Source organism: Bradyrhizobium rifense (genome assembly GCF_008123425.1).
GTDB lineage: Bacteria > Pseudomonadota > Alphaproteobacteria > Rhizobiales > Xanthobacteraceae > Bradyrhizobium > Bradyrhizobium rifense.
Map to the genome: position 1 here is coordinate 60,383 of NZ_VSSS01000089.1, position 18,397 is coordinate 78,779.

17 protein-coding genes are annotated in these 18,397 nt (G+C 64.5%); 12 read left to right on the plus strand and 5 right to left on the minus strand.

Going from position 1 to position 18,397, the window contains the following annotated elements:
- Window positions 1-152: 152 nt before the first annotated feature.
- The 4 genes from FXB40_RS44400 (at window position 153) to FXB40_RS44415 (ending at window position 4,955) form a co-directional block, all read left to right on the plus strand.
- Window positions 153-1,283: a sugar ABC transporter substrate-binding protein gene (locus FXB40_RS44400; protein ID WP_148778553.1), complete on the plus strand. Its 1,131-nt coding sequence runs from the start codon at window positions 153-155 to the stop codon at window positions 1,281-1,283.
- Window positions 1,284-1,346: 63 nt separating this feature from the next.
- Complete coding sequence (locus FXB40_RS44405; protein WP_148778554.1) at window positions 1,347-2,894, plus strand: sugar ABC transporter ATP-binding protein; 1,548 nt, start codon at window positions 1,347-1,349, stop codon at window positions 2,892-2,894.
- Window positions 2,887-3,999: an ABC transporter permease gene (locus tag FXB40_RS44410; protein WP_148778555.1), complete on the plus strand. Its 1,113-nt coding sequence runs from the start codon at window positions 2,887-2,889 to the stop codon at window positions 3,997-3,999. Before FXB40_RS44405 ends, FXB40_RS44410 begins: the two co-directional genes overlap by 8 nt.
- Entirely contained in the window at window positions 3,996-4,955 is a 960-nt protein-coding gene (locus FXB40_RS44415) for an ABC transporter permease (RefSeq protein WP_148778556.1), read from the plus strand. Before FXB40_RS44410 ends, FXB40_RS44415 begins: the two co-directional genes overlap by 4 nt.
- 15 nt (window positions 4,956-4,970) lie before the next feature.
- On the opposite strand, the gene FXB40_RS44420 is transcribed toward FXB40_RS44415, so the two are convergent.
- Window positions 4,971-6,359, minus strand: coding sequence for an aminotransferase-like domain-containing protein (locus FXB40_RS44420; RefSeq protein WP_148778557.1), 1,389 nt, complete (start codon window positions 6,357-6,359; stop codon window positions 4,971-4,973).
- Between the two features lie 333 nt (window positions 6,360-6,692).
- On the opposite strand from FXB40_RS44420, the gene FXB40_RS44425 reads away from it, so the two are divergent.
- From FXB40_RS44425 to FXB40_RS44460, 8 genes are read left to right on the plus strand one after another with little or no spacing between them, the layout of a single operon-like run.
- A complete protein-coding gene (locus FXB40_RS44425; protein WP_148778558.1) occupies window positions 6,693-7,175 on the plus strand; it encodes an MSMEG_0572/Sll0783 family nitrogen starvation response protein in 483 nt (160 codons plus the stop codon).
- A 38-nt stretch (window positions 7,176-7,213) separates the two neighbouring features.
- A complete protein-coding gene (locus FXB40_RS44430) occupies window positions 7,214-8,269 on the plus strand; it encodes a Nit6803 family nitrilase (protein WP_148778559.1) in 1,056 nt (351 codons plus the stop codon).
- Window positions 8,196-9,314 (plus strand): MSMEG_0568 family radical SAM protein, encoded by a 1,119-nt coding sequence (locus FXB40_RS44435; RefSeq protein ID WP_148778560.1) that lies wholly within the window; start codon window positions 8,196-8,198, stop codon window positions 9,312-9,314. The genes FXB40_RS44430 and FXB40_RS44435 overlap by 74 nt, the downstream gene beginning before the upstream one ends.
- A complete protein-coding gene (locus FXB40_RS44440; protein ID WP_148778561.1) occupies window positions 9,311-9,859 on the plus strand; it encodes an MSMEG_0567/Sll0786 family nitrogen starvation N-acetyltransferase in 549 nt (182 codons plus the stop codon). Before FXB40_RS44435 ends, FXB40_RS44440 begins: the two co-directional genes overlap by 4 nt.
- A gap of 2 nt (window positions 9,860-9,861) precedes the next feature.
- Entirely contained in the window at window positions 9,862-10,857 is a 996-nt protein-coding gene (locus tag FXB40_RS44445; RefSeq protein ID WP_148778562.1) for a sll0787 family AIR synthase-like protein, read from the plus strand.
- A complete protein-coding gene (locus FXB40_RS44450) occupies window positions 10,854-12,023 on the plus strand; it encodes an MSMEG_0565 family glycosyltransferase (protein ID WP_148778563.1) in 1,170 nt (389 codons plus the stop codon). Before FXB40_RS44445 ends, FXB40_RS44450 begins: the two co-directional genes overlap by 4 nt.
- On the plus strand, window positions 12,016-12,303 hold the full coding sequence (locus tag FXB40_RS44455; RefSeq protein ID WP_148778564.1) for an MSMEG_0570 family nitrogen starvation response protein: 288 nt from the start codon (window positions 12,016-12,018) through the stop codon (window positions 12,301-12,303). The genes FXB40_RS44450 and FXB40_RS44455 overlap by 8 nt, the downstream gene beginning before the upstream one ends.
- Window positions 12,304-12,315: 12 nt before the next feature.
- On the plus strand, window positions 12,316-13,620 hold the full coding sequence (locus FXB40_RS44460; protein ID WP_148778565.1) for an MSMEG_0569 family flavin-dependent oxidoreductase: 1,305 nt from the start codon (window positions 12,316-12,318) through the stop codon (window positions 13,618-13,620).
- A 14-nt stretch (window positions 13,621-13,634) separates the two neighbouring features.
- Here the strand turns inward: FXB40_RS44460 and FXB40_RS44465 are convergent, their stop codons facing one another.
- From FXB40_RS44465 to FXB40_RS44480, 4 genes are all read right to left on the minus strand, one after another.
- Window positions 13,635-14,534 (minus strand): SMP-30/gluconolactonase/LRE family protein, encoded by a 900-nt coding sequence (locus tag FXB40_RS44465; RefSeq protein ID WP_148778566.1) that lies wholly within the window; start codon window positions 14,532-14,534, stop codon window positions 13,635-13,637.
- A gap of 174 nt (window positions 14,535-14,708) precedes the next feature.
- Complete coding sequence (locus FXB40_RS44470; protein WP_148778567.1) at window positions 14,709-15,947, minus strand: ABC transporter substrate-binding protein; 1,239 nt, start codon at window positions 15,945-15,947, stop codon at window positions 14,709-14,711.
- A gap of 41 nt (window positions 15,948-15,988) precedes the next feature.
- Entirely contained in the window at window positions 15,989-17,470 is a 1,482-nt protein-coding gene (locus tag FXB40_RS44475) for an ATP-binding cassette domain-containing protein (protein WP_148778568.1), read from the minus strand.
- Complete coding sequence (locus FXB40_RS44480; protein ID WP_148778569.1) at window positions 17,470-18,396, minus strand: branched-chain amino acid ABC transporter permease; 927 nt, start codon at window positions 18,394-18,396, stop codon at window positions 17,470-17,472. The genes FXB40_RS44475 and FXB40_RS44480 overlap by 1 nt, the downstream gene beginning before the upstream one ends.
- Window position 18,397: the final 1 nt, after the last annotated feature.

An 18,397-nucleotide genomic window follows, 5' to 3' on the forward strand; every position in this document is an offset into this window, starting at 1 on the left:
CGCCGCTGATCAGGCTGAACGGCTGGCATTCGGCTTGTGCACATCGGAGGTTGCGTGCCATCCTAGCGAGGTAAATTGCACGGGAAGCCCAATTCCCGGCTTGGCCATCGCGCCGCTTTAAGGGTCGAAACAAAAAGCTCAGGAGAAGAGACATGGTGTGGACGCTTCGTTTTGCGGGGCTCGCTTGCGTTGGCCTGCTGCTGTCCCCGGTCAGTGCCTTGGCAGGGCCGAAGGTCGTATCCGGTCCGGGCGCCGATCCCGGTTGCTTCAAGCCCTGGTCTGCTCAAACCAAGTTCTTCCAGTGGGACAAGAAGCCCGGTCCCTACAAGATCGCGCTCGTCAACGGCTTCGTCGGCAACACCTGGCGCATTCAGATGGTGAAGACCGCAAAGGCCTTCGCCGCGCAGCCGGGCATCAAGGAGAACATCAAGGAGTTCAAGGTCGTCTCGACCGGCACCGATGTTGCAGCGCAACTCGGCGCGATGGAGGACTTCATCAATCAGGGATTCGACGCGATTGTCACCATCGCAGTGGCCCCCGATGGCTTCGACCGCATCATCCGCCTCGCCGACAAGAACAACGTGGTCGTGGTTCCCTTCGACAACGTCCTCGACACCGACAAGGTGATGATGGTCAACGAGGACCAGAAGGAAATGGGGCGCATGTCGGCGAAGTGGCTCATCGACGAGAGCGGCAAGAAGGCGGGCGACATCCTCGAAGTCCGCGGCCTGCCGGGCAATTCGGTCGACCGTGACCGCCATCTCGGCTTCCGCGAGGTCATGGAAGCTTCGGGCAACAGCTTCAAGATCACCGAAGTGGTCGGCAATTGGGATACCGGCACCTCGCAGAAGGTGACGGCGGACGCGCTCGCGGTGCACGGCCATTTCGACGGCGTGTTCACGCAAGGCGGCTCCGACGGCACCGTGCAGGCGCTGATGTCGGCGAAGCATCCCTTCGTCCCGATGTCGGGCGAGGGTGAGAACGAGTACCGCAAGCAGATCGCCGATCACGCCAAGGACGGGCTCAAGGGCATGTCCTACGGCCAGTCTCCGGCGCTGGTCGCCATCGCCACCAAGGCGGCGATCTCCGCGCTGCAAGGCAACGTGATGCCGCAGCTCATCTCGATCCCGATTCCGGTTGCGACCTACAAGGATCTGAAGCCCGGCACCAATTACTGGCCGGACCTCAACGCAAATTTCTTCGCGCCGAACCAGTTCACGCCCTGCGGCGTCAACTTCACGGCGCCGGAGATCATGTCGCAGAGCGAGAAGAACACCCAGTGAGCCTACTGGAGATGTCCTGGTTGCGGCCCGGCGTTTGCCGGGCCGCTGCTGCTTGAGCCCGCCATGCCGGACGCCACCTTGAGCCAATCCGCCTTCCTCACCCTGTCCGGAATCTCCAAGCGCTACGCCGGCGTGAGGGCGCTCGAAGGCGTCGACTTCGCATGCGAGCGCGGCAAGATCCACGCGGTGCTGGGCGAGAACGGCGCCGGCAAGTCGACGCTGATCAAGATCATCGCCGGCGTTGTCCAGCCCGATACCGGCGCCATGCGGCTCGACGGACGCGATGTGACCTTCGCGACGCCGTCCGCGGCCAATGCAGCCGGCGTCGTCTGCATCTTCCAGGAATTGTCGCTGATGCCCGACCTCTCGGTCGCGGACAACATCTCGATCGCGTCGCCGCCGCGCCGCTTCGGCCTCATCGACGCGCGGGCGCAGCGCCGCCGGGCCGAAGAGCTGCTGGCCGCGATCGGTTGCGAGGACGTCAATCCCCTGATGCGCGTGCGCGATCTGCCGCTGTCGCGCCGCCAGGTGGTGGAGATCGCCAAGGCGCTCGGCAAGAAGCCGCAGCTCCTGATCCTCGACGAAGCCACATCGGCCCTCACCAGTGCCGACGTCGAGAAGGTGTATGCCATGCTGGCGCGGCTCAAGGCCGAGGGCGTTGCCATTCTCTATATCTCGCACCGGATGCACGAGGTCGAGGCGCTGGCCGACCGTGCCTCCGTGTTCCGCAACGGTCGCCATATCGAGACCTTCGACAAGGGCAGACGCTCGACCGCCGATATCGTTCAGCTCATGATCGGGCGCGACATCGCCACCCAATATCCGCCCAAGCCCGCGCGCGGATCGCCGAAGCCGATGCTGGCCGTCGATAATCTGAGCTGGGACAAGAGTCTCGATCGCATCTCGCTCAGCGTCGGCGCCGGCGAGATCGTCGGCCTCGGCGGGCTGGATGGCCAGGGCCAGAAATCCCTGCTGCTGGCGCTGTTCGGGGTGCTGCGCGGCGTCTCCGGGCAGGTCACCGTCGATGGTCGCGAGGTACGTCCGGGATCTCCGGCGGCGGCGAAGTCGGTCGGCATCGCGCTCGTGCCGGAGGATCGCAAGACCGAAGGCCTGATGCTGCCGATGTCGATCGCCGACAATCTGGTGATCGCCTCGCTCGACGCGATCTCGACCGGACCTCTGGTCGACCGCGCGCGCGAGACGGAGGCGATCAAGCGCGGCATCGCGCGGCTTCAGATCAAGATCGGCGCGCCCGGCGACGCGGTCGCCACGCTCTCAGGCGGCAACCAGCAGAAGGTCGTTCTCGCCAAATGGCTGATGACCGATCCGCGCATCATCCTGCTCAACGATCCCACGCGCGGCATCGACGTCGGCACCAAGCAGGAGCTTTACCGGCTGATGCGCGAGCTCGCCGACCAGGGTGCCGCCATCCTGTTCTACTCGACCGACTATGACGAGCTCATCGGCTGCTGCGACCGGGTGGCGATCATGTATGACGGGCGCATCGTGCGCGAGCTCGAAGGTGACGAGCTCAACGAGACCAACATCATCGCGAGCGCGCTGAACATCGACGGGGCGACGCCGGACACGCCCGGAGCCGCCCATGCTTGACGATGTCGCCATCAGGATTCGCCAGAACATCGGCATCGTCACCGCCGTCTTGTTGTTCTCCATCCTCTATCTGCTCTACAATCTCGCCCACCCCAAGGGCTTCTCATCAGCGGTTCTGGTGCAGAACGGCGACGAGATCTTTGCGCTCGCCATGTTGGCGATGGCCCAGACCGTGCCGGTGCTGGCGTCGGGGCTGGATCTCTCCGTGGGCGCCGTCATGACCATGGTGGGGTGTTTTGCGAGCTACCTGCTCACGGGTGCGGCGGGGGGCGCGGCGTTACATCTCGACATCTTCGGTCTGCATCTCGGCCTCGGCACCTTTCCCGGCGGCGTGAGCGGCATCCTGCTCGGGATTGTCATCTGCCTCGCGATCGGCGCGCTGGCCGGCTTCGTCAATGGCTGCGTCGTCGTTTATGGACGCATTCAGCCGATCATCGCGACGCTCGCGACCGGCGCGATCTATATCGGCATCGCGCTGTTCCTGCGGCCGACGCCGGGCGGCAAGATCGACGAGGATCTCAACTGGGCGCTGACCAATTCGCTCGGGGATTTCGCCGCGACCGTCCATATCTTCGATGATGGTGCAGCGCAGTGGTTTGCGCCGGTGGCCTGGATCCCGGTGCCGTTCGTGCTGCTGGTCCTGATCGCGCTGCTGGTCTGGGTGCCGTTCCGCCGCTCCGTGATTGGCCGGGCCGTCTATGCGGTCGGCTCAGCTGAAGGCGCGGCCTATATGTCCGGCCTTCCGATCGAGCGCGCCAAGATCGCGGCCTTCACGCTCGCCGGCTTCTTCGCCGGCTGTGGCGGCCTGTTCCTCGCCATCCAGACATCCTCAGGCAATGCCGACATCCCGCAGGCCGGCGCCTATACGCTCAACTCGATCGCCTCCGTCGTCATCGGCGGCACCTCGCTGCTCGGCGGGACCGGCAGCGCGATCGGCTCGATCTTCGGCGCCATGATCCTGCGCGTCATCTCGTTCTTCTTCCGCATCTTCGACATCGCGCCGCTGTTGCAACCGCTGTTCGAGGGCCTGATCCTGCTGGCGGCGGTCAGCATCGGCGCGCTCGGCGTCCTGCGCGTCAAGAACACGCTGGAGCTGTTCCGATGAGTTCGGCCTCGCTCAGCCTCTCGCGCGATGACCGCCCGATCCTGATCGCGGCGCTGTTCATCCTCGTCATCCTGGTGGCGGGCACGGTCTACACATTTGCCCGCTTCGGCAGCGCGCCGCTGCTGTCGCCGACCTATTTGTTGCAGCAGCTTCAGATCGGCGCCTTCCTCGGCATCGTGGCCGCCGGGATGATGATGGTGATCCTGATCGCCCAGATCGATCTGTCGGTGCCCTGGACGCTCGCCGCGGCCGCCATGATGGCGACATCGATCGGCGGGCCGCTGGCAATTCCGGTCGGGCTCGGGGTCGGGCTTCTGGTCGGTCTCGTCAACGGCATCGGGGTTGCCTATCTGCGCGTGCCCTCGATGATCTTCACGCTTGGCGTCAACGCGGTGATGCGCGGCCTGATGGTCGCGCACACCGGCGGCTATGCGCCGCAGACCGGCGCCACCGACCTGATGCGGATGCTCGCCGGCGACCGCACGCTCGGTATTCCCAACGCCTTGTTCGTCTGGATCGCCGTGTCGGTGCTCGTTACGATTGTTCTCCAGCGCACAACGCTCGGCCGCTATGTCTATGCCATCGGCAACAAGGAGGCAGCCGCGTATCTGGCCGGCGTCGACACCCGCCGCATCACCGTGGTCTGCTTCGTCCTCTGCGGTCTCGCCGCCGCGCTCGCCGGCGTGCTGCTCGCCGGCTACTCCACCAAGGCCTATCAGGGCATGGGGGATGCCTATCTGCTGCCGTCGATCGCGGCGGTCGTGATCGGCGGCACCAATATCCTCGGCGGCCGCGGCCGCTATCTCGGGACGCTGATCGGCGTCGTGCTGATCGTGCTGCTCAACAGCGTGCTGTCGATCATGGACATGCCCGAGGCCGGCCGCCAGGTGATCTACGGCCTCGTCATCATCTTCATGCTGCTGGTCTACGGCCGCGGCGAACGCGTCACGAGTTGACGCCGCGCTGACGGATCAGAGAAACGGCGACGCCAGGGCCGGAGTCTCGACCAGCGCGTGAGCGGCGTACTCGAGCGCAGATCTGATCTGCGCCCGGGTTGAAGGACCGCAGATGCATATTCTCACGGCCTCGGGAGGCGGATCACTCACGACAAAGGCGTCGCTTGCGACCACACCGATACCGGTCTGCCGCATATGCCCCACGAAAGCCGACCGGTTCCAGGCTTCGGGCAGCGCAACCCACAGGTTGAAGCTCAGCGGATCGCCGCGATAGGACCCCTTGGGCAGGATCTCGGCGGCGAGCTTCTGCCGCGCCGAAGTCTCGGCCCGGATGAACCGCAACATCGTGTCCGCGGTGCCGTCTTCGATCCATCGTGTCGCGATCGCCACGGTGAGGGGAGATGCCATCACGGTCGCTGACCGGAGCGCCGAGGCAAACGGCCAGGCCGAGCGCGTATCGGGCACGACGACGTAGGCGGTGCGCAAGCCCGCTCCGATGCATTTTGCCAGTCCCGCGACGTGCCAGGTCAGATCGGGTGCGATGGCCGCGAAGGGTGCGTGGCCGTGGCCGTGCTCGGGAATGAAGCCATAGGCATCGTCCTCGATGATCGGCAGCTTGAAGCGTCGTGCGATCGCGACGATCTCGCGCCGTCGCGAGTCCGGGATCGTCAGGGTCGTCGGATTCTGCAGCGTCGGATTGAGGTAGATGGCCTTGGGCTTCAGCTTCTTGCAGGCGTCGGTCATCGCCTGCGGCTCGATGCCGTCGCCATCCATCGGCAGGCCGACGAGCGTGATGCCGAGTTGCGCGGCGATGGACCTGATCCCGGGATAGGTGATGGCCTCGCACAGCACTACCTCGCCTGCTTTCGCGAGGATCGAGAGGATGCCCAGCAGCGCCGGATGTGCCCCCGGCGAGACGAAAATGCGGCTCTGTGCCGGCACCAGCGCACGGCGGCCGAGCCAGCTCGACGCGGCATCCTTGTCGGCCTGCGTGCCGCCAAAGCCCTGGTAGCGCAGCAGTGATACGACGTCGCGCAGCACATGTTCGGCGCCGGCCTGCATCCGCTCGATCAATTCGGGATCATCAGGCTCGGGCGGCAGATTCATCGACAGGTCGACGGGACGGGGCGGAAAGCTCGTCGCCGAGCGCCGCGGGCGCGGCTTGTCGCGAACAAAAGTTCCCTGTCCGACCTTCGATTCAATCAACCCGCGCTTCTGGGCTTCGACGTAGCCGCGTGCAACGGTCGTGAAATCGACATCGAGGCGCTTGGCGAGTTTCCGCTGTGGTGGCAGGCGGTCGCCGATCACAAGCCGTCCGGCGGCGATATCGTCGGCAATTGCGTCTGCAATCGCGAGATAGCGCGGCTTGTCGCTGTTCGATAGATCGGGTCGCCAGTCGGCCATTGCTTGGTTCCGTCAAGTTACGTCAGTAGAATTGACTGTATATTGTTGCAAGCGTCGAGGCAATTGCATCGCGGCTGTTGCTTGCCTCGGCGAGGCGGTTCCGCCTGAGCATGTTGCACACCGATCGAGCGCGCTGCCCAGCATTTCTCAGGCAGTATTTTTCGACCATTGCGCAAACATATCCATATCCAGTCAGGTCTCCATTCAACATTGAATGCATAAATGAATGCATATTGTATGGGTTGGTGATTTGTAGTGCAGAACGTCGCTTGGCACATTGATTGCAAAACCTGATCCCGATCCGGGAGGCCCGGACGTGAACAGGAGATGTCTATGCCAGCAGTGAACATGCCCGCGCGTCAGAAGGGCGACTTTCTTGTCGACTATGAAGAGAAGGTTTTCGAGGACGTCAAAGCAAAGCCCGGTGAGAAGGCGCTCGTCACCTTCCACACCGTTGCGTTCGAGGGCTCCATCGGCCTCGTCAACATTCTCCAGGCGCTGCGCCTGAAGCGGAAAGGTTTCGAGACCTCGGTTCTGCTTTACGGTCCCGGTGTCACGCTCGGTATTCAGCGCGGCTTTCCGAAGATCGGCGACGAAGCCTTCCCCGGCGCGCAGAACTTCAACAACCAGCTCGCAAAGTTCATGGATGAAGGCGGCAAGGTCTATGCGTGCCGGTTCGCGCTGCAGGCACTCTACGGCCATGGCGAACCGTCGCTCATTCCGGGCATCCGGCCGATCAATCCGCTCGACGTGCTCGACCTCATGCTGATTCACCGCAGGGACGACGCGTTCATGATCCACACCTGGACCGTCTGATCCCGGTTGGCTCACGCGACGGACGAGGGAGGAGCACAGTGACAGCGAAGCGCACGATCAGGGCCGGCGCGATTCAGATCGCGCCGGATCTGGACACGCCGACCGGAACGGTCGACCGGATCCTGGCGGCCATCGCGGAGGCGGCCGGCAAGGGAGTCCAGTTCGCCGTTTTTCCGGAGACGTTCGTTCCCTGGTACCCGTATTTCTCCTTTGTCCGTCCGCCGGTCCTGAGCGGCGCCGAGCACATCCAGCTCTACGACAACGCCGTCGTCGTGCCTGGTCCCGTAACGGACGCGGTTGCGCAAGCGGCCAGGCGTCACGGCATGGTGGTGGTGCTCGGCGTCAACGAGCGCGATCACGGCTCGCTTTACAACACCCAGCTCGTGTTCGACGCGAACGGCGCGCTCGTCCTGAAGCGCCGCAAGATCACGCCGACATTTCATGAGCGCATGATCTGGGGGCAGGGCGATGGCGCTGGCCTGAAGGTGGTCGAGACCACGGTCGGCCGGGTTGGCGCGCTGGCCTGCTGGGAGCATTACAACCCGCTCGCCCGCTACGCGCTGATGGCCCAGCACGAAGAAATCCATGCGGCCCAGTTTCCAGGATCGCTGGTCGGACAGGTCTTTGCCGATCAGATCGAGGTGACGATCCGGCATCATGCGCTGGAAAGCGGATGTTTCGTCGTCAACGCCACCGGTTGGCTGACCGAGGAGCAGATTGCGAAAATCTCGCCCGAAGAGGGCCTGCGCAAAGGCCTGCGCGGCGGCTGCATGACCGCGATCGTCTCCCCCGAAGGCAATCATCTGGTGCCGCCGTTGACCAGCGGCGAGGGCATCCTTGTCGCCGATCTCGATCTCGCCCTGATCACCAAACGTAAGCGGATGATGGACTCGGTCGGCCACTACGCTCGGCCGGAGCTGCTTTCGCTGGTGCTGAACGACCAGGCCGCGCGTCCGATGCACGGCTTTCACCCGAACCGCCTCGCGCCCATTCCGGGAGACCAATCAGATGAGACCGCAGATGCTGCAACCCAACGCGATGCCGACCGAGCAATTGATCAACGAGTTGCAGTCCTTCGGGGTCCGGCTCGCTGATCCCAAGACCGCGGGAACCGGCCGCCGCGGCGGTGCCGGGCCGTCGGATCATACGCCGTTCACGATCGACGGCGCGACCGTGATGATTCCAGTCCACAACGCGCCGGCCTTCGAGAGCCCCTATCTCGTCGAGCGCCCGGACGAGGCCGGGCGCAGCCGCATCTCGCGCGACGGCGTGGTGCTCACTGAGGTCTCGTTTCCGTTGCGACCCAAATTCTACGACCGCACCACCGAGGACGGCGTTCCCTATTGGAAGATCGCGACCCTGCACGGGCGCGACGTTCTCGCCACCACCGTCCTGCAGACCTGTATTCGCTACCAGAGCCGCACCAAGACCTGTCAGTTCTGCGCCATCGGCCAGTCGCTCGCGGCGGGACGTACGGTCGAGCGCAAGACGCCGGCACAGCTCGCCGAAGTGGCCAGGGCTGCCGTCGAGCTCGACGGTATCAGGCACATGGTGATGACGACCGGCACGCCGCATACGTCCGATCGCGGCGCCGGGATCCTTGCGGAGAGTGCGCAGGCCGTTAAAGCCGCGGTCGACCTGCCGATCCAGGCGCAATGCGAACCGCCGGACGATTTTGCCTGGTTTGGGTGCATGAAGAGTGCGGGCGTCGACGCGCTCGGCATGCATCTGGAGGTGATCGGGCCCGCCGTGCGGCAAAAGATCATGCCGGGCAAGGCGCAGGTCTCGATCGAGCAATATATGGAAGCGTTTGCTGCGGCCGTCCCGGTGTTCGGCTGCGGACAGGTCTCGACCTATATCCTGGCTGGCCTTGGCGACGAGCCTTCCGAGATTCTTGCGCTGTCGCGCCGGCTCATCGAGATCGGCGTCTATCCCTTCGTCGTGCCGTTCGTGCCGATTGCCGGCACGCCGCTGGAGAGCCATCCGACACCGTCTGCCGCGTTCATGCACGACATCCTGCAGCCGCTCGCCGAGATGCTGCGTGCCGGCGGCCTGCGCGCCACTGACATCAAGGCAGGCTGCGGCAAATGCGGCGCCTGCTCGGCCCTGTCCACCTACGAACGCGGAGCAAGCGCATGATGTTCGAGCCGTTCAAGCCATTCGTTGCGCCGGAATTCCAGGTGAAGTTCGCAACCGAAGCCTGGGAGCGTGCCGCCGCCGCAGCCCTGCGCCGCGACGTCTTCTGCGAGGAGCAGGGCGTGTTTGCGGGTGACGATCGCGACGCGGTCGACGATATCGCCATTCCGCTCGTGGCCGTGTCGCTGCTCGGCGTGGCCGAGGTCGATGTCGTCGGCACCGTGCGCATTCACGCCGATGAACACGAGACGGACGTGTGGTGGGGCTCCCGCCTTGCCGTTGAAAAGGGCCATCGCCGGCTCAGCGCGGTTGGCGCCGGTCTGATCCGGCTTGCCGTCTCCTCTGCGCATGCGCGCGGCTGCCGGCGCTTCCTTGCCAACGTGCAGAGCCAGAATGCGCTGCTGTTCCAGCACATGCACTGGCGCTCGCTCGGCGAATTCGATCTCCATGGCCGGCCGCACCATCGCATGGAGGCTGACCTCGATCATTATCCGCCGTTCCGAACGCCCGAAACCGGCTTCCGGTCACTCGCAAAACTGGCGGCCTGATCATGCTGACGGAGGCCGCACTCACAAGTCTCGCCGAAAGGCTCCGCCAAAGCCGCGGCATCGCCGCCAAGACCGACATCGCGGCTGTCGCGGCCGCGCTCGACCTCTCGGGCGGCGACGCCATCGCGGTGGGGGACGACTGCGCGGCGATCCCGGAGGGTGACGGTTACACTCTGTTCGCCATCGAAGGCTTCATGAACGAATTCGTCGCCGCCGACCCCTGGTTTGCGGGCTGGTGCGGCGCCATGGTCAACATCTCGGACGTCGTGGCGATGGGCGGACGGCCGACGGCCATCGTCAATGCGATCTGGTCCAATGGTGCGGACAAGGCCGCGCCCATTCTCGAAGGACTGAAAGCTGCCGCGAAGACATTTGGTGTACCCGTCATCGGCGGGCACACCAATGTGCGCAGCGGCCAGAGCCAGTTTGCCGTCGCGATCCTCGGCCGCGCCAGGCGGCTGCTCACGAGCTTCGACGCCAGGCCCGGCGACAAGCTCATCGCGGCGATCGATCTTCGTGGCCGCTACCGCGAGCCGTTTGCGAACTGGGAGGCGGCGACCGACGCGCCCGCGGAGCGGTTGCGCGGCGATCTGGAGATCCTGCCATCCATTGCCGAGGCGGGGCTCGCACTCGCAGCCAAGGACATCAGCCAGGGCGGTATCGTCGGGACCGCGGCGATGCTGGCCGAGTGCTCGCAAGTCGCCATCACGCTGGACGTTGAGGAGATTCCGATTCCCGCCGGTGCGCCGCTCGAGCGCTGGCTGCTCACGTTCCCGAGCTTCGGCTATCTCCTGTCGGCGAACCCTGACTCCGTCGACGAGATCCTGTCGCGCTTCCAGCGACGCGGTATCGCGGCGGCCGCGATCGGAGAGGTCAGTGCGGGAACAAGCGTGGACATTCGCGACCGCTCCGGCCGCGCAACGGTCTGGGACTTCGCGATGCAGCCCCTGATTGGCTGTGCGCCAGGTCAGAGCCATCAGCAACGGAGCGTGGCATGAGCTATGGCTCGTCCCGGCTTCGCATCGCGATTCTCACCCATTCGACCAATCCGCGAGGCGGCGTGGTGCATGCGCTCGCGCTTGCCGACGCCCTTGCGGAGCTCGGACATAGGCCGGTCGTGCATGCGCCCGACCCCGCAGGCAAAGGCTTCTTCCGCCGCAGCGTCGCCGCGACGCGCTCCGTGCCTGCGTCGCCCGCCCCGGGCGACGTTGTCGCGATGGTCGAAGCGCGCATCGAGGACTACGTCCGGCATTTCGAGGATGCCGCAAATCGGCAGTACGACGTTTTCCACGCCCAGGACGGCATCTCCGGCAATGCGCTGGCGACGCTGAAGCAGCGCGGCCTGATTCAGCGTTATGTCCGGACCGTTCATCATATCGATGCATTCAGCCACGAGCGGCTCTGCGAACTCGACCGTCGCTCGATCGTTCACGCCGACGGCCTGTTCGTCGTCAGCCGGTTCTGGCAGGCGCAGCTGGAGGCGGAGATGTCGCGCTCGTCGACGCTGGTCGGCAATGGCGTCGACACGGCACGCTATTCGGCTGCCCCGGCATCCACCGACCAGGTGCTGCGCGCCCGGCTCGGCCTTCGCGCGGGCCCGATCCTGCTGTCCGTCGGCGGCGTCGAACAGCGCAAGAATACGCTCGGCATTCTCGATGCCTTCCGGCAGGTGCACGCCATGCACCGGTCCGCGCAGCTCGTCATCGCCGGCGGCGCCTCTCTCCTTGACCATGGTCTCTACCGACAACAGTTCAAGTCGCGGCTGCGCGATGCGGGACTGCCGGCGGATGCGGTGATCGAGACCGGTCCGCTGATGGTGGATACCGACATGCCATCGCTCTTTCGCCTGGCCGATGCGCTGCTGTTCCCGTCCTTGCGCGAAGGCTTTGGCCTGGCTGTGCTGGAAGCGATGGCCAGTGGCGTGCCGGCGGTGGTCTCGCATATCGCACCTTTCACGGAATATCTCGGCCCCGACGATGTTGCCTGGTGCGATCCGCATCACGCGGGCTCGATCGCTGACGCCGCCCTCAGTGCGCTCGCCGAGCCCCTGCGCTCGCGCCTGATCGCGAATGGTGCCAGGGTCGCCAGGCATCATGACTGGAGCCGCACCGCCAGGGCACACATTGCGACCTATCAGGATCTGCGCGAGGTGCACTATGCCTGAGATGCAGTTCAACGTGCGCTGGCCCGATGAGCGGATAGAGGCCTGCTATTCGCCCTCGCTCGTCATCAAGGATCATCTCGTGGCCGGCACGACCTATGCGCTCGACGATTTTCGCGAACGCAGCCGCATTGCGCTGACGATTGCGGCCGAACGTGTCCGTGAGAAGTACGGCTTTCTTTGCTCGCGCGCGCTCGGGCAGCTTGCCCGGATCGAGGCGACGGCCGCGCAGTTCGAGGCCACGCCTGGCGCTTCCGTCACCATCGTCTCGTTTGAAGAATAGCAGGAGCTGATCATGCCTGACCTTGACACTCACTATCCAGTCGTCGTGATCGGGGGCGGCCAGGCCGGCCTTGCGATGAGCGCGCAACTCTCGGCTCAGGGTATTGAGCATGTCGTTCTCGAAAAGAACACCATCGCCCATTCCTGGAAGACGCAGCGTTGGGACGCGTTCTGCCTCGTCACGCCGAATTGGCAATGCCAGCTTCCCGGCTTTCCCTACGCCGCCGGTGATCCGCATGGCTTCATGCTGCGCGACGAGATCGTCTCCTACATCGAGGATTTCGCCAGGCACATCGATGCGCCGGTCCACGAAGGTGTCGCCGTCACACGCCTCAGGCAATCCGGTCGCGGTTTCATGCTCGAGACGACAGCCGGCGAGATCGCCGCGGATCGCGTCGTGCTGGCCGTCAGCGGATATCACGTTCCGAAAGTGCTGCCGTTTGCCGACCGGCTCGATTCATCGATCACCCAGATCCACTCCTCCGCCTACCGCAATCCGGATCAATTGCCGCCGGGCGAGGTCCTCGTGGTTGGGAGCGGGCAATCGGGCTGCCAGATTGCCGAGGATCTGCATCTGGCCGGCCGCAAGGTGCATCTCGCTGTCGGCAGCGCGCCGCGGTGCCCGCGCTTCTATCGAGGCCGCGACGCCGTCGACTGGCTCGACGATCTCGGCCAGTATGACCTGCCTGTCGACAAGCATTCGCTGAAAGAGGGCGTTCGCAGGAACGCCAACCATTATTTGACCGGTCGGGATGGCGGCCGCGACATCGACCTGCGCAAATTCGCCCTCGAAGGCATGAAGCTCTACGGTCGTCTGAGGGATGGCCGCGGAAGCAAATTGCAGCTTGGCGATGATCTCCAGGTCAATCTCGACAATGCCGATCGGGTCTACAACGGCATCTGCCGAATGATCGATGAGCACATCGCGAAGAATAGAATTGCCGCGCCGCTGACGTCTCACTATGAGCCCGTGTGGTCTCCCACTGCGGTGCCCACGGAGCTCGATCTCGCAGCGAGCGGCATCACCAGTATCATCTGGACCACCGGCTTCCGGTCCGACTGGTCCTGGATCGACCTGCCGATGTTCGATGGCAACGGCTATCCAACACACAAGCGGGGCATCACGTCGGTCGACGGCGCCTATGTGGTCGGCCTGCCGTGGCTCTATACCTGGGGCTCGGGCCGATTTGTCGGCATCGGGCGCGATACAGAGTTTGTTGCCGACCACATCAAAGAGCGAGCGAGTGCATCGCACGCCGGCATGCATCAGGCGGGCCCACGCGAGGTCTCGCAATATGCAGCGAGAGAAGCCGTGTAGCCTCGCTGCGCGCTCTACACCGCCGCCCGTGTGTTGAGGTAGATCGAATACAGCGAGGTCTGGCCGCAGATGTAGAGGCGGTTGCGGCGCGGACCGCCGAAGCAGACATTGGCGACGATCTCGCCGATCGCGATCGTACCGAGATGCGTGCCATCGGCTGCGTAGCAGAACACGCTGCGGCCCGCCGACGTCCAGATATTGCCATGGATGTCGCAGCGGAAGCCGTCATAGAGTCCGTCCGGGCAGGTGGCGAACAGCGAGGCTTCCCCGACTTTCTGCCCCTTGACCTCGTAGGACCAGATCGTCGGCGGAAGCCCGCGGACATGGGTCGCGCCGGTGTCGGCGACATAGAGCCGGGTTTCGTCTGGCGAGAAGGCCAGCCCGTTGGGCTGCACCCGGTCGGACACCACGCGCGTGATGGCACCCGAGCTGCCGTCGATCCGGTAGACGTTGGAGGCGCCGATCTCGGACGGGCTGTGCTGCCCTTCATAGTCGCTGTCGATGCCGTAAGTCGGATCGGAGAACCAGATCGAATTGTCCGATTTGATCACGACGTCGTTGGGTGAATTCAACCGACGACCCTCGAACGCATCCGCCAGCACGGTGATCGCGCCATCGTGCTCGGTTCGGGTGACGCGCCGCATGAAATGCTCGCAGGTTACGAGCCGCCCCTGGCGATCGGTCGTGTTTCCGTTGGAATTGAAGCTCGGCGCGCGGAACACCGACACTGAGCTGTCGGTCTCGTCGAAGCGCATCATCCGGTTGTTTGGAATGTCGGACCAGATGAGGTAACGCCCGGCCGGAAAATAGGCGGGGCCTTCAGCCCAGCGGCAACCGCTGGTGAGTTTCTCGAGATTGACATGGCCGAAGACCAGCCGCTCGAAGCGAGGGTCGTGGGCGACATAGGGGAGCATGCGTCCTCCTTGATGAGCCGCAGATTCTTGGAGCTGCCTGCGTGCCGTCCATAGTTTGATCGACCCTGCCAAATTTGCAAGCGTGCTTCACTTCAAGGGCGCATCGCGGCAGAAACGAAATGCCCGGGAATAGGCCCCGGGCATCACGCGTTTGCGAAAGCGTTCTTCCGATATTTACTGCGACAGCTTCACAAAATTCGGAAACTTCAGCTTGCCTTCCGCGACCTTCTCCGGCCACACCGTGACTTGCTTGCCGTCCTGCCACTGGAAGACAAGACCGGTGACCGCGCCGGGACCGTACTTGATGCCGTGGGTGAACTCGTCGTCCTTGCCGTAGAACTGGATTTGGCCGATCGTGCCCTCGAAATTGGTCTTCTCCATCTCGGCGACCATCTTGTCCGGATCGGTCGAGCCGGCGCGCTTGATCGCGTCGGTGATGATGTAGACCTCGTCATAGGCGGTGTAACCGGTATAGGCCGGCGGCATGCCGAACTTGGCCGCGAAGGCCGCCGCGAACGGCTTTGTCTTGGAGGTGACGGCGACGTCGGCCGTCGACACCGCGAACGACGGCACGCCGTCGGCGGCGCCGTTGGTATCCTTCCAGAAGGTCGGGCTCAGCGCCTGCGCGCTGATGCCGAACATCGGGATCGGCACCTGCTGGTTCTTCCACTGCACCGTCGGCTGAACGCCGACATGGGAGATGCCGGTGACGATCACGTCCGGCTTCTTGGCCTCGATGTTGTTGAAGATCGGCGTGAAGTCGGTGGTGTCAGGCGAGAAGCGCACATGCTCGACGACAGTCAGTCCGGCCTTCGGCAGGCAGGCCTCGTAGCCGATGTCGAGCGGCTTGGTCCAGGCGGCATCCTCGCTCATGATGGCGACTGTCTTCATGTGCATCTTGTCGACCAGGAGATCCTTGGCGGCATCGCAGACGATCTGGGCCTGGGCCGCCGAGGTCAGATAGCCATGGAAGGAGTACTTATTCTTCTCATAGTCGTTGTGGATCGCCTTGGTGATCTCGTTCGAGGCGGCGCCCGGCGTGATCAGCGGCATCTTCAGGCGAGCTGCCCAGGGCTCCAGCGCGAGCACGACCTCGCTGATATAGCTCGCGATCACGGCGGAGACCTTGTCCTCGCTCACCGCGCGCTGGAAGGCGCGCACCGAGTCGGCCGAAGAACTCTTGTTGTCATAGGTGACGATCTCGACCTTGCGGCCGAGGATGCCACCCTTGGCGTTGATCTCGTCGGCGGCGATCTGCGCGCCGCCGGGTGTCGCGGCGCCTGCGATCGACTGCACCTCGGCGATGACGCCGATCTTGATCGGATCGTTCGCCTGCGCGTAGGCGGGGGCGGCGAGGCACAGTGCCAGCGCGGAGGTGAGGAGGCTGCTGCTCAAGATCGTTTGTGGTCGCATGGTCGTTTCCCTTTGCTTGTTTTGTTATTGATACGCGCGAATTAGAGAAAGTCGGCGCCGGCCTCGGCGGCGAAGCGGCCGGGATCGCCCTCCCAGACGATCCTTGCGTGCTCCAGCACATAGACGCGGTCGGCATGCGGCAATGCGAAGGTCACGTTCTGCTCGCCGAGCAGCACCGTGATCGACGTGGTCTGCCGCAACTTCGTTAGTGCCTTCGACAACAGCTCGAGGATGACCGGTGCCAGCCCCAGCGTAGGCTCGTCCAGGATCAGGATCTGCGGCTGCATCATCAGTGCGCGGCCGATCGCCAGCATCTGTTGCTCGCCGCCGGACAGCGTCTGTGCCATTTGGCCCTGTCGCTCTTTCAGGATCGGGAACAGCTCGAACAGCCAGGCGAGCTGCGCGGCGCGCTTGTCGTCGGCTAGATGTTGCCCGCCGAGATCGAGGTTTTCCCGCACACTCATTTCGCCGAACAGCTCGCGCGATTCCGGGCACTGCACGAGGCCGCTGCGCGCGATCTTGGCTGGACTGGTGCCGCGGAGCTTGTCGCCGCCGCGGATGATCTCGCCGCTATAGGGCAGGAAGCCGGAGATGGCGTTGAACAGCGTGGTCTTGCCGGCGCCGTTGAGGCCGACGATGGAGACGAACTCGCCCTCGTGGATGTGGATCGAGACATTCTCCAGCGCCTGCGCCTTGCCGTAATGGACGCTGACATTCTCGACCTGGAGCAGCGGCACCTTGTCCTTGAAGCTGGTCTCGGGCCGCGCATGGGTCTCGATGGCGCCGCCGAGATAGACCCGGCGCACGGTCTCGTTCTTCATGACGTCCTCGGCCTTGCCGGTGACGATCTCCTCGCCGAGATACATCGCCAGCACGCGGTCGACCAGCGCCGCGACGCTCTTGACGTTGTGGTCGACCAGCATCACGGCGCGGCCGTCGTCGCGAAAGCTGCGGATCAGGTCGGAGAACACGTCGACCTCGCCCCGCGTCAGCCCGGCGAAGGGCTCGTCTACCAGCACGACCTTGGGATCGCGCGCGATCGCCTTGGCGAGCTCGAGCCTTCGCAGATCGGCGAAGGGCAGCGTCGGCGGGCGGCGGTTCATGACGTTGCCGAGGCCGACGCGATCGGCGATCCATTTGGCGCGCTCGACCAGCGCCTTGTCCGGAAACAGCATGAACAGGCTGTCGGGCAGAAGCGCCACCATGATGTTCTCCAGCACCGTCTGCCGGTTCAGCGGCCGCGAGTGCTGGAACACCATGCCAAAGCCTTTTCGCGCGATCTTGTGCGCGGGCAGGCCGGCGACATTCTCGCCCTCGAACACGACTTCGCCTGCGGTCGGGCGCTCGATGCCCATCACGCTCTTCATCGCGGTCGATTTGCCCGAGCCGTTCGGCCCGATCAGGCCAAAAATCTCGCCGCTGTTGACCTCGAAGCCGAGGTTCTTCACCGCGGTTAATCCGCCAAAGCGTTTGGTCAGGCCGCGGACTTCGAGCACGGGCCGATTTGAAAGCCTTTGATCCATTACGAGCGAGCCTCGCGCGAGAGGGCCGCTCCGAGGAAGCCGCCGGGGAAGAACAGCACGACGAGAAGCGCGACCGCCGAGACGATGAAGGTCGCAAGCTCGCCGGTTGGGCGCAAAAATTCGCCGGCGACGATCAGGAAGATCGCGCCGAGCGCAGCCCCAAGCACGGTGCGCCGGCCGCCGAGCACGGCCGAGACGATGACGTTCACGCCGACCGCGACGTCGACGACGGTGCCGACCGAGGCGGTGCCGAAATAGAACACCAGCAGCGCACCCGACAGCCCCGAGAAGAACGCGCTGACGATGAAGGCCGCGAGCTTGTGCTTGACGATGTTGAAGCCGAGCGCGCCGGCCTGTACCGGGTCCTGGCCGCTGGCTTGCAGCACCAGCCCGATCGGCGATTGCGACAAGCCGTAGAGGATCGCTGCCGAGATTGTCATGAAGCCGAGTGCGATCCAGTAATTGGCGCCAGCATTGATGGTGATGACGTCGGGGATGGTCAGCCCGATCTCGCCGCCGGTGAGGTCGGCGAACACCACGACGAAGTTCTGCAGCATCAGGACCGCGACCAGTGTGGTCAGGCCGAAATACGGCCCGCGCACCCGCAGCGCCGGCAGCGCCAGCACGAGGCCGGCGACGACGGAGGCCAGCGCGCCCAGCACGATGCAGAGATAGACCGACCAGCCGAACTGCGCATTGAGGATGCCGGCCGTGTAGGCGCCGACGCCGATCAGGAAGGTCGGACCGAAATTCACTTCGCCCGCGAAGCCGAACAACAGGTCCCAGGCCATCGCGAACACACCGAAATAGAACGCGACGGTGAGAAGGCCGAGCACATAGCCGGAGACGTAGAGCGGCAGCGTGGCCGCGATGACGACCAGCACCAGCGAAACGAAGAAGAGGCGCGAGGTAAAGAAGCCGGCCATC

Bases quoted from the DNA above. Each gene is read 5' to 3' on its own strand.
- FXB40_RS44435 (WP_148778560.1), top strand. From the start codon at position 8,196: ATGCTGCAACCCAACGCGATGCCGACCGAGCAATTGATCAACGAGTTG.
- FXB40_RS44420 (WP_148778557.1), bottom strand. From the start codon at position 6,359: ATGGCCGACTGGCGACCCGATCTATCGAACAGCGACAAGCCGCGCTAT.
- FXB40_RS44440 (WP_148778561.1), top strand. From the start codon at position 9,311: ATGATGTTCGAGCCGTTCAAGCCATTCGTTGCGCCGGAATTCCAGGTG.
- FXB40_RS44470 (WP_148778567.1), bottom strand. From the start codon at position 15,947: ATGCGACCACAAACGATCTTGAGCAGCAGCCTCCTCACCTCCGCGCTG.
- FXB40_RS44405 (WP_148778554.1), top strand. From the start codon at position 1,347: ATGCCGGACGCCACCTTGAGCCAATCCGCCTTCCTCACCCTGTCCGGA.
- FXB40_RS44480 (WP_148778569.1), bottom strand. From the start codon at position 18,396: ATGGCCGGCTTCTTTACCTCGCGCCTCTTCTTCGTTTCGCTGGTGCTG.
- FXB40_RS44410 (WP_148778555.1), top strand. From the start codon at position 2,887: ATGCTTGACGATGTCGCCATCAGGATTCGCCAGAACATCGGCATCGTC.
- FXB40_RS44425 (WP_148778558.1), top strand. From the start codon at position 6,693: ATGCCAGCAGTGAACATGCCCGCGCGTCAGAAGGGCGACTTTCTTGTC.
- FXB40_RS44465 (WP_148778566.1), bottom strand. From the start codon at position 14,534: ATGCTCCCCTATGTCGCCCACGACCCTCGCTTCGAGCGGCTGGTCTTC.
- FXB40_RS44455 (WP_148778564.1), top strand. From the start codon at position 12,016: ATGCCTGAGATGCAGTTCAACGTGCGCTGGCCCGATGAGCGGATAGAG.
- FXB40_RS44445 (WP_148778562.1), top strand. From the start codon at position 9,862: ATGCTGACGGAGGCCGCACTCACAAGTCTCGCCGAAAGGCTCCGCCAA.
- FXB40_RS44450 (WP_148778563.1), top strand. From the start codon at position 10,854: ATGAGCTATGGCTCGTCCCGGCTTCGCATCGCGATTCTCACCCATTCG.
- FXB40_RS44460 (WP_148778565.1), top strand. From the start codon at position 12,316: ATGCCTGACCTTGACACTCACTATCCAGTCGTCGTGATCGGGGGCGGC.
- FXB40_RS44475 (WP_148778568.1), bottom strand. From the start codon at position 17,470: ATGGATCAAAGGCTTTCAAATCGGCCCGTGCTCGAAGTCCGCGGCCTG.
- FXB40_RS44400 (WP_148778553.1), top strand. From the start codon at position 153: ATGGTGTGGACGCTTCGTTTTGCGGGGCTCGCTTGCGTTGGCCTGCTG.
- FXB40_RS44415 (WP_148778556.1), top strand. From the start codon at position 3,996: ATGAGTTCGGCCTCGCTCAGCCTCTCGCGCGATGACCGCCCGATCCTG.